Below are 8,309 nucleotides of genomic sequence, written 5' to 3'. Positions count from 1 at the left end.
CAGGGGGGGCTAATGGGATTGGATTAGCAGCATGCGAACGCTTTGCCAAGGAAGGTGCAAAAATCATTATGGCAGATTTTGATGATAAAGCGGGAATTGAGCAACAAAAAATCTTAGTAAGATATAGGCTATGACATTACGTATATCCAAGTAAATGTAGCAGACAGGGATAGTGTAGACAACCTTGTTTCCAAAGCAGTTGAAACATATGGAGGAGTAGATATTCTAGTAAACAATGCAGGAATTACTCGTGATGCGATGTTGGCTAAAATGGCTTCTACTGATTTTCAACAAGTTCTTGATGTAAACGTTACTGGGGTTTTCAATTGCACGCAAGCTGTTCTTCCGTATTTATTAGAAAAAGGGAGAGGGAAAATCATTAATACCTCGTCTTTAAGTGGAGTTTACGGAAATGTGAATCAACCCAATTATCTGCATCAAAAGCTGCTGTAATAGGTATGACTAAATCATGGGCGAAAGGGAATCAACGTAAATGCGGTTTCTCCAGGATTTACACGTACCGCTATGGTTGAAAAGATACCTGAAAACATAGTGGCACAAATGTCTTTAATGATTGCACTGCAACGTCTTGCAATACCAATAGATATAGCCAATGCTTATTTATTTTTAGCATCAAGTGACTCAGATTATGTTCAAGGTCACGTCCTACAAGTAGATGGCGGGATAATGATGTAAAGTAGAAGCGACAAGCATTATCGCACCATTTTGTCGTCGTATTTTGTATAATGGGACTAGAGGTGACTTAATAATGTTTATTAGTGAAAAGGAAATTGAAATACGTTATGCCGAAACAGATCAAATGGGTGTTGTCTATCATGCCAACTATTTAGTATGGATGGAAATTGGTCGTACAGCATTAATAGAGGACTTGGGATATACGTATGCTGGATTAGAACAAGAAGGCTACTTATCACCTGTTATTGATTTATCGATACAATATAAAGCGTCGATGAAATATGGTGAAAAAGCGACCGTTCGAACATGGGTGGAGTCACATGGTAAACTTCGCACTACGTATGGTTATGAGATTTTACACAAGGATGGAACCATAGCAGCAACTGCTAAATCAGAACATGTATTAGTAAAGAAAGACACGTTTCGACCGGTATCATTGAAAAAAGCGGATGCCGATTGGGATGCTAAGTATACCGAAATAGCTATGGTGCAAGAATAATGGCTTTTGGCATAAAACGACATGAACTCGTGTCATGGAAGGATACTGTAAGCAGAGGCGAAATAGCGTTCCTAACTCATTACTGGGTAGATGAGCGATTCCCTGGATGTAAGACGGTGACGAAAGTTGGTTGTTMAGATATTAATCGACTTATTACGTGGGGGACTCAATACGGATTAAAACCAGAGTGGATTGATTACAAAGAAGCYTATCCTCATTTTGATTTGTTTGGACAGCATCAACAAACGATTATGAAAAAAGAAGGCATATTGAATCAATTAAACCGATTTGAACAAAAATAATAATCCACTAAGAGTAGTCACTCTTAGTGGATTATTAACTTTACTTCTTATATGAATACGTAAGCTCTTGTAATTTCGAGTCAACATTGACGTGGAGATCATGACCGTCAAAATACCATACATCGCGATCTTCAATATAAAAATGGATGTTTTCTTCTATACGCTCAACAGACAGGTCCATGGGTTCTTCTTTCGTTACACCTAATGAGAAACCTTCATGTAAAGGGCTTGAACCGCCGTATCGAGCATAAAATCGAACGTATTCTCCAGATGTGGTTTCCATTTCTTCTTTAAACCAGGTCATCGCTTCATTTGAAATGATAATCTTCATGTGAACATCAACCTTTCGTGGACTAATCTTATTGTATTATATCCACTTTACTTTTGGCTCGGTTCCTGCTTTGATGCGGATAATATTCGCACGATGACGATATAATATAAAAGAAGATAATAAAACAATAACGACTAATAATGGAATATCTACTTCAAAGAATATATTATATGCAAGAGTATAAATGAGTGCTATTACTCCAAGAACCATTGACGTAAAAGAAACCATTTTGGATAGTTTCAACACGATAAAGAAAGACACAATCATAAGAAGGAATATCGGCCAGTGATACGCCAGTAACACACCTCCAGAAGTCGCAACAGCCTTGCCACCCTTGAAGTTAGCAAATATCGGATACATATGACCAATTACTGCGACTACCCCTAAAACGAGCGGGTGGATGTCTGTATCACTAAAGAAAGGAAGAAGCGGTAGTAAAGTAGCTGCTGTTCCTTTTAAAATGTCCATAATGGAAACAATTAAACCTGCTTTAAGTCCTAATATACGAAATGTATTAGTTCCGCCTAAGTTGCCACTTCCATGTTCGCGAATATCGATTTTATAGAAAAGTTTACCTATCCAAAGTGCTGAAGGTATCGATCCTAGTAAGTAAGCTAGTAATATGAGAATAACAATATTCATAAAGTGCTCCTTTAAAATTAATTAGTATGTACTCTTAATATGTAAAACTAGTTTATCACTAGTCACAATCCGTCACAACGCATTATTTGAACTTTCATTCAAACAAGTTTAATAGTCGAAGTACTGTATTATAGCTAGAGACACATTGCAAAGGCAGCATTCATTCTATACAATGAAAACATCTGTTTGTTTTTTGGAGGAGAAAGATTTGGCGAAAAATCAATCATTAACAACTTATAACGACGATGCAATTCAAGTACTCGAGGGACTTGAAGCGGTACGAAAACGTCCAGGAATGTATATTGGTTCTACTGATGCTAGAGGTTTGCACCATTTGGTGTATGAAATAGTCGACAACTCTGTAGATGAGACATTAGCAGGATATGGTCATCACATCATCGTAAATATCCATGAAGATCAAAGTATCAGTATTAGAGACTTTGGACGTGGAATGCCTACTGGGATACATAAGACAGGAAAACCAACTCCGGAAGTCATCTTTACTGTACTTCACGCAGGAGGAAAATTCGGTCAAGGCGGTTATAAAACAAGTGGCGGCTTACACGGTGTTGGTGCTTCAGTAGTGAATGCCTTATCCTCATTTTTAGAAGTCACCATTCATCGTGACGGTAAAAAGTTTCGTCAACGTTTTGAAAATGGCGGACACCCCGTAACAACACTTGAACATATTGGTTCAACAAAAGAATCTGGAACGTCTATTCATTTCCTACCCGATCCAACCATCTTTTCGGTAACTAAATACAACTATGAAACGATTTGTGAGCGATTACGTGAATCTGCCTTTTTATTAAAAGGATTAAAAATAGAGTTAAATGACTTACGTAACGGCACACAAGATATCTTCTTTTATGAAACTGGAATTGAAGCATTCGTCGGTTATTTAAACGAAGAAAAAGATGTCTTACATCCAGTTTCATATGTTGAAGGAACTCAAGATGAGATTGAAGTTGAATTCGCTTTCCAGTTTAATGATGGCTATTCGGAAACGATTCTATCTTTTGTAAATAATGTGCGAACACGTGACGGTGGAACGCATGAAACTGGTGCAAAATCAGCTTTAACACGTGTCTTTAATGAATATGCACGAAAAACTAGTTTATTAAAAGAAAAAGATAAAAACCTAGAAGGAGCAGACATTCGTGAAGGGATTGCTGCAATCATCTCGGTACGTATACCTGAAGGAATCCTTCAATTTGAGGGACAAACGAAAGGTAAACTAGGAACGAGTGAAGCTCGTGCAGCGGTTGATTCTGTAGTATCGGATAAACTCTTATATGTATTAGAAGAAAATGCAGAATTGAGTGCATCACTTGTTCGTAAAGCCATTCGTGCACAACAAGCACGTGAAGCGGCACGCAAAGCCCGTGAAGATGCTCGTAGTGGAAAGAAATCAAAAAAATCTAGCTCGATCTTATCTGGGAAATTAACTCCAGCCCAATCTCGAAATGCTGCAAAAAATGAACTGTATTTAGTCGAGGGAGATTCTGCGGGTGGTTCTGCTAAACAAGGACGTGACCGCACTTTCCAAGCTATTTTGCCTCTTCGTGGGAAAGTAATCAATACGGAAAAAGCGAAACTTGCAGACATTATGAAAAATGAAGAAATTTCGACGATTATTCATGCTATTGGTGGGGGAGTAGGCGCTGATTTCTCTGTGCCAGACATTGCCTATGACAAAATTGTCATTATGACAGATGCCGATACAGATGGAGCACATATACAAGTGTTGTTGTTAACATTCTTCTATCGATACATGAAACCTTTAATAGAAGCGGGAAAAGTATATATCGCATTACCTCCACTGTATAAAGTTTATAAAGGGGTAGGGAAGAAAGAAGTTCTTATTTACGCATGGACTGAAGCCGAACTTGAAGCCGCAATTAAAAAAATTGGCAAAGGGTATTTGATTCAACGCTACAAAGGTTTAGGAGAAATGAATGCTATTCAATTATGGGAAACCACAATGAATCCTGAGACCAGAACGTTAATTCGAGTAGAGATTGATGATGATGCTCGTGCTGAAAGACGTATCACAACGTTAATGGGTGACAAAGTAGAACCTAGAAGACGTTGGATTGAAGGAAATGTTAATTTTGGTTTAGATGAGGACAGTAATATCTTAGAGAATGATCTCATCCATGCCGAGGAGGATTCAGAATGACACAAACCGAACGTTATCAAGATTTACCACTAGAAGAAGTCATCGGCGACCGGTTTGGCCGTTATAGTAAGTACATTATTCAAGATCGTGCCTTACCAGATGCACGAGATGGCTTAAAACCAGTACAACGTCGTATTTTATATGCAATGTTCCATGAAGGTAACACGAACGAAAAGCCTTTCCGTAAATCGGCTAAAACCGTTGGTAATGTAATCGGTAACTATCATCCGCACGGTGATACATCCGTTTATGATGCTATGGTGCGAATGAGTCAAGACTGGAAAGTACGACATATGTTGATCGAAATGCACGGGAATAATGGTTCGGTAGATGGAGATCCTCCAGCTGCAATGCGTTATACAGAAGCACGTTTATCTGCTATCGCAGGTGAAATGTTACGAGATATCCAGAAACAAACCGTAGATCTTGTACAAAACTTTGATGACTCGGAACTAGAACCTACTGTATTACCTGCTCGTTTTCCTAACTTATTAGTCAATGGAGCATCAGGTATTTCTGCAGGGTATGCAACAGACATGCCACCACATGCACTTCATGAAGTGTTAGATGCCGTATTAATGAGAATGAATAAACCTGAATCTACGGTTGATGACCTAATGACTGTTTTAAAAGGACCTGATTTTCCTACTGGCGGTATTATTCAAGGTGTCGACGGAATCAAAAAAGCATATGAAACCGGTAAAGGGAAAATTATTGTTCGTTCAAAAGCCGACATTGAACCATTAAAAGGCGGAAAAGAGCAAATTGTCATTACCGAGATTCCTTTTGAAGTTAATAAAGCGGTGTTAATTCGAAAAATCGATGATCAACGTTTGGACAAACGGTTAGATGGTATTGCAGATGTTCGTGATGAATCGGATCGAACTGGTTTGCGTATTGTTATAGAATTAAAAAAAGAAGTAGATGCACGAGGAATTCTTCAATTCTTATTTAAGAATACAGATTTGCAAATTGCCTACAACTTTAACATGATTGCCATTCATAATCGTCGTCCAACCATGATGACACTTCCATTACTGCTAGATGCCTACATTGCACATCAAAAAGATGTCGTGACAAGACGTTCTAATTTTGACTTACAAAAAGCAAAAGATCGTATTCATATTGTAGAAGGTTTAATGAAAGCATTGTCGATATTGGACGAAGTGATTATTACCATTCGTCAATCACAAGACAAACGTGATGCGAAAAATAATTTAATTCGTGCATTTTCTTTCACTGAAGAACAAGCCGAAGCGATTGTTTCTCTACAACTGTATCGATTAACTAACACAGACATTACCGATTTGAGAAATGAAGAAGCAAGTCTTCAAAAATTAATTGGTGAGCTATTAGCCATCTTAAATAACGAATCCCAATTGGCAAAAGTTATCAAACAAGAGTTGCAAACAATACGTAAGCAATTTGCTGAGCCAAGAAGATCTATTATTGAAGATGAAATCGAAGAAATTAAAATAACATTAGATGTAATGATTCCAAGTGAAGAAGTCGTCGTTACTGTAACGAAGGATGGCTATGTAAAACGTACAAGCTCGCGTTCTTATAGCGCTTCAAACGGTAAAGACTTCGCGATGAAAGAATCGGATTATTTGATATTTGAATCGATGATGAATACACAACATCACTTATTATTATTTACAAGCTTAGGCAATTATATTTATCAACCGATTCATGAGTTACCTGAAATTCGTTGGAAGGACTTAGGTCAACATGTTTCAAGCATTGTATCGCTTGATTCAAATGAGACCATTATTAAAGCTATTCCAATCGACAAATTTGATGACACTCACTTTATTTTAGCTGTTTCCAAACTAGGTCAAATCAAACGTTCATCGCTTGCAGAATATCAGGTACAACGCTATTCTCGTGCGTTAAATACTATGAACTTGAAAAAAGGCGATCAAGTCGTATATATAGATTTAGTTACACAAGCGGATGATATCTTTATTGCGACTTTAAATGCTTATGCCGTTAGATTTAATATGGATGAAGTACCTGTAACTGGTGTTAAAACGGGTGGTGTGAAAGGGATTAACCTAAAAGACGGCGATGTTGTCGTAAATGCAACTACTATACCAGCTGATGCCCGTGGCGATCTATTCTTAGTCACACATCGTGGAGCCGTTAAAAAAATGTCCTTAAAAGAATTTGAGCAAGGCACTCGTGCTAAACGCGGTATTGTAGTATTACGCGAATTGAAATCGAATGCTCACCGAGTTAGTGGCGTATTCTATGTACAAGACAATGAACAAGTGATTATCGAGACAGCAAAAGGAGTTCGTGAAGTAGTTGATACGAAACCTATCCGATTATCCGATCGTTATTCTAACGGTTCATTTATTGTCGATACAGATAAAGATGGAGCTGTCGAACGTATTTGGAAAGTCCTGAAGAAAACCATCGAAAGCAAGAAATCTTGAAAGGGTACAACTAGGGAGCTATTATAGCTTCCTTTGTTGTAAACAGGGGAATGTATGTGGAAGAATCGCAATGTGTGGATTATTTTAGTTGGTGAAATGATTGCCGGACTTGGGTTGTGGAGCGGAATCATTGGGAATTTGGAGTTTATGCAAGTACGAATTCCTTCAGATTTCTTGAAATCTGTTATTATGGCCATTGGTTTGTTAGCTGGTATTTTAGTTGGGCCACTAGCTGGCAAAGTTATTGATCAATCGAAGAAAAAGACTGTCCTATTAATTTCAGGATTTGGTCGAATGATTAGTGTTAGTTTTATGTTAATAGCTATTGGTACAGGCTCTATATGGTGGATGGTCGCATTTATGATTAGTATCCAACTGTCAGCAGCATTTTATTTTCCAGCTTTGCAAGCCACGATTCCATTAGTCGTAAAAGATGAAAATTTACTGCAAATGAATGGATGGCATATGAACGTAGCAACGATGGCACGCGTTATAGGAACAGCGCTTGCTGGAGTAGTATTAGTGTATTGGTCGTTAGATTCACTTTATTACATGTCAATCATTGCTTATGGTGGCTTGTTAATCACTACGTATCTGTTACGTATCGATGAGGAAGAGGGGAAAGAGGCAAAAGTAAAAGTTTCTGCACCTGGTAAGGGCGGATTTATGGAAGTCTTTCCAATATTAAAATCGTACCCAGCTGTCATGATGACGTTAGTAATGACTTTAATTCCATTGTTATTTATCGGATCATTTAACTTACTTGTCATCAATATTAGTGAAATGCAAGATTCAGCATCGATTAAAGGAACCATTTACGCTGCAGAAGGAATTGCGTTTATGATTGGTACAATTGTTGTGAAATATATCGCTAAAAAATGGAGTACAAGTACGATATTATTTTTCTTTGCATTTATAATCGGTTTAGCAGAGCTAATTTTAATATTTGCTGCTAGTCCAGTATTATCGGTAACAGCATTTGCAGTGTTCGGATTTGCAGTTGGTAGTTTTTTCCCAACAGCAATGACAATTTTCCAGAAGCAGATGCCAAAAGCGTTCCATGGAAGATTTTTCTCATTCCGAAATATGTTGGAGCGAGTGATTTTTCAAGTAGTTTTGTTAGCAACAGGAGCATTATTAGATTTAATTGGCTTACAATGGATGGTCGTCGTGTTTGGAGTACTCAGTTTATCATTAACAACGATTTTCTTAAGTC

The 8,309-nt window shown here is 37.8% G+C and carries 7 protein-coding genes and 1 pseudogene; 6 read left to right on the top strand and 2 right to left on the bottom strand.

All coding sequences use genetic code 11. From position 1 onward, the window contains the following. Window positions 1-123: 123 nt before the first annotated feature. From AC1DOS_RS15650 to AC1DOS_RS15640, 3 genes and pseudogenes are all read left to right on the top strand, one after another. Window positions 124-696, top strand: a pseudogene (locus AC1DOS_RS15650) (SDR family oxidoreductase). 73 nt (window positions 697-769) lie between these two features. Beyond that, the gene (locus tag AC1DOS_RS15645) at window positions 770-1,195 is read left to right on the top strand and encodes an acyl-CoA thioesterase (RefSeq protein ID WP_477538244.1); all 426 of its coding nucleotides are present in this window, start codon (window positions 770-772) and stop codon (window positions 1,193-1,195) included. Beyond that, entirely contained in the window at window positions 1,195-1,497 is a 303-nt protein-coding gene (locus AC1DOS_RS15640) for a hypothetical protein (protein ID WP_477538243.1), read from the top strand. The genes AC1DOS_RS15645 and AC1DOS_RS15640 overlap by 1 nt, the downstream gene beginning before the upstream one ends. A gap of 40 nt (window positions 1,498-1,537) precedes the next feature. On the opposite strand, the gene AC1DOS_RS15635 is transcribed toward AC1DOS_RS15640, so the two are convergent. Both AC1DOS_RS15635 and plsY read right to left on the bottom strand, forming a co-directional pair. Then, window positions 1,538-1,828, bottom strand: coding sequence for a HesB/YadR/YfhF family protein (locus AC1DOS_RS15635; RefSeq protein ID WP_108587002.1), 291 nt, complete (start codon window positions 1,826-1,828; stop codon window positions 1,538-1,540). 36 nt (window positions 1,829-1,864) lie between these two features. Then, a complete protein-coding gene (gene plsY, locus AC1DOS_RS15630) occupies window positions 1,865-2,470 on the bottom strand; it encodes a glycerol-3-phosphate 1-O-acyltransferase PlsY (protein WP_108587003.1) in 606 nt (201 codons plus the stop codon). Window positions 2,471-2,678: 208 nt separating this feature from the next. Here plsY and parE point away from each other — a divergent pair, with 208 nt between their 5' ends. The 3 genes from parE to AC1DOS_RS15615 all read left to right on the top strand — a co-directional run. Continuing rightward, on the top strand, window positions 2,679-4,652 hold the full coding sequence (gene parE, locus AC1DOS_RS15625; protein ID WP_477538242.1) for a DNA topoisomerase IV subunit B: 1,974 nt from the start codon (window positions 2,679-2,681) through the stop codon (window positions 4,650-4,652). Then, window positions 4,649-7,093: a DNA topoisomerase IV subunit A gene (gene parC, locus AC1DOS_RS15620; RefSeq protein ID WP_477538241.1), complete on the top strand. Its 2,445-nt coding sequence runs from the start codon at window positions 4,649-4,651 to the stop codon at window positions 7,091-7,093. Before parE ends, parC begins: the two co-directional genes overlap by 4 nt. A 54-nt stretch (window positions 7,094-7,147) precedes the next feature. Beyond that, window positions 7,148-8,309 (top strand): MFS transporter (locus AC1DOS_RS15615; protein WP_477538240.1); only part of this gene is annotated, 1,162 nt, incomplete at its 3' end.

This window comes from Paenisporosarcina sp. P5_A11 (genome assembly GCF_056400705.1).
This window is presented reverse-complemented; position numbering and strand designations above follow the sequence as displayed.

Coding starts and splice junctions, on each gene's coding strand:
- AC1DOS_RS15635 (WP_108587002.1), bottom strand. CDS start 1,828: ATGAAGATTATCATTTCAAATGAAGCGATGACCTGGTTTAAAGAAGAA.
- AC1DOS_RS15645 (WP_477538244.1), top strand. CDS start 770: ATGTTTATTAGTGAAAAGGAAATTGAAATACGTTATGCCGAAACAGAT.
- plsY (WP_108587003.1), bottom strand. CDS start 2,470: ATGAATATTGTTATTCTCATATTACTAGCTTACTTACTAGGATCGATA.
- parC (WP_477538241.1), top strand. CDS start 4,649: ATGACACAAACCGAACGTTATCAAGATTTACCACTAGAAGAAGTCATC.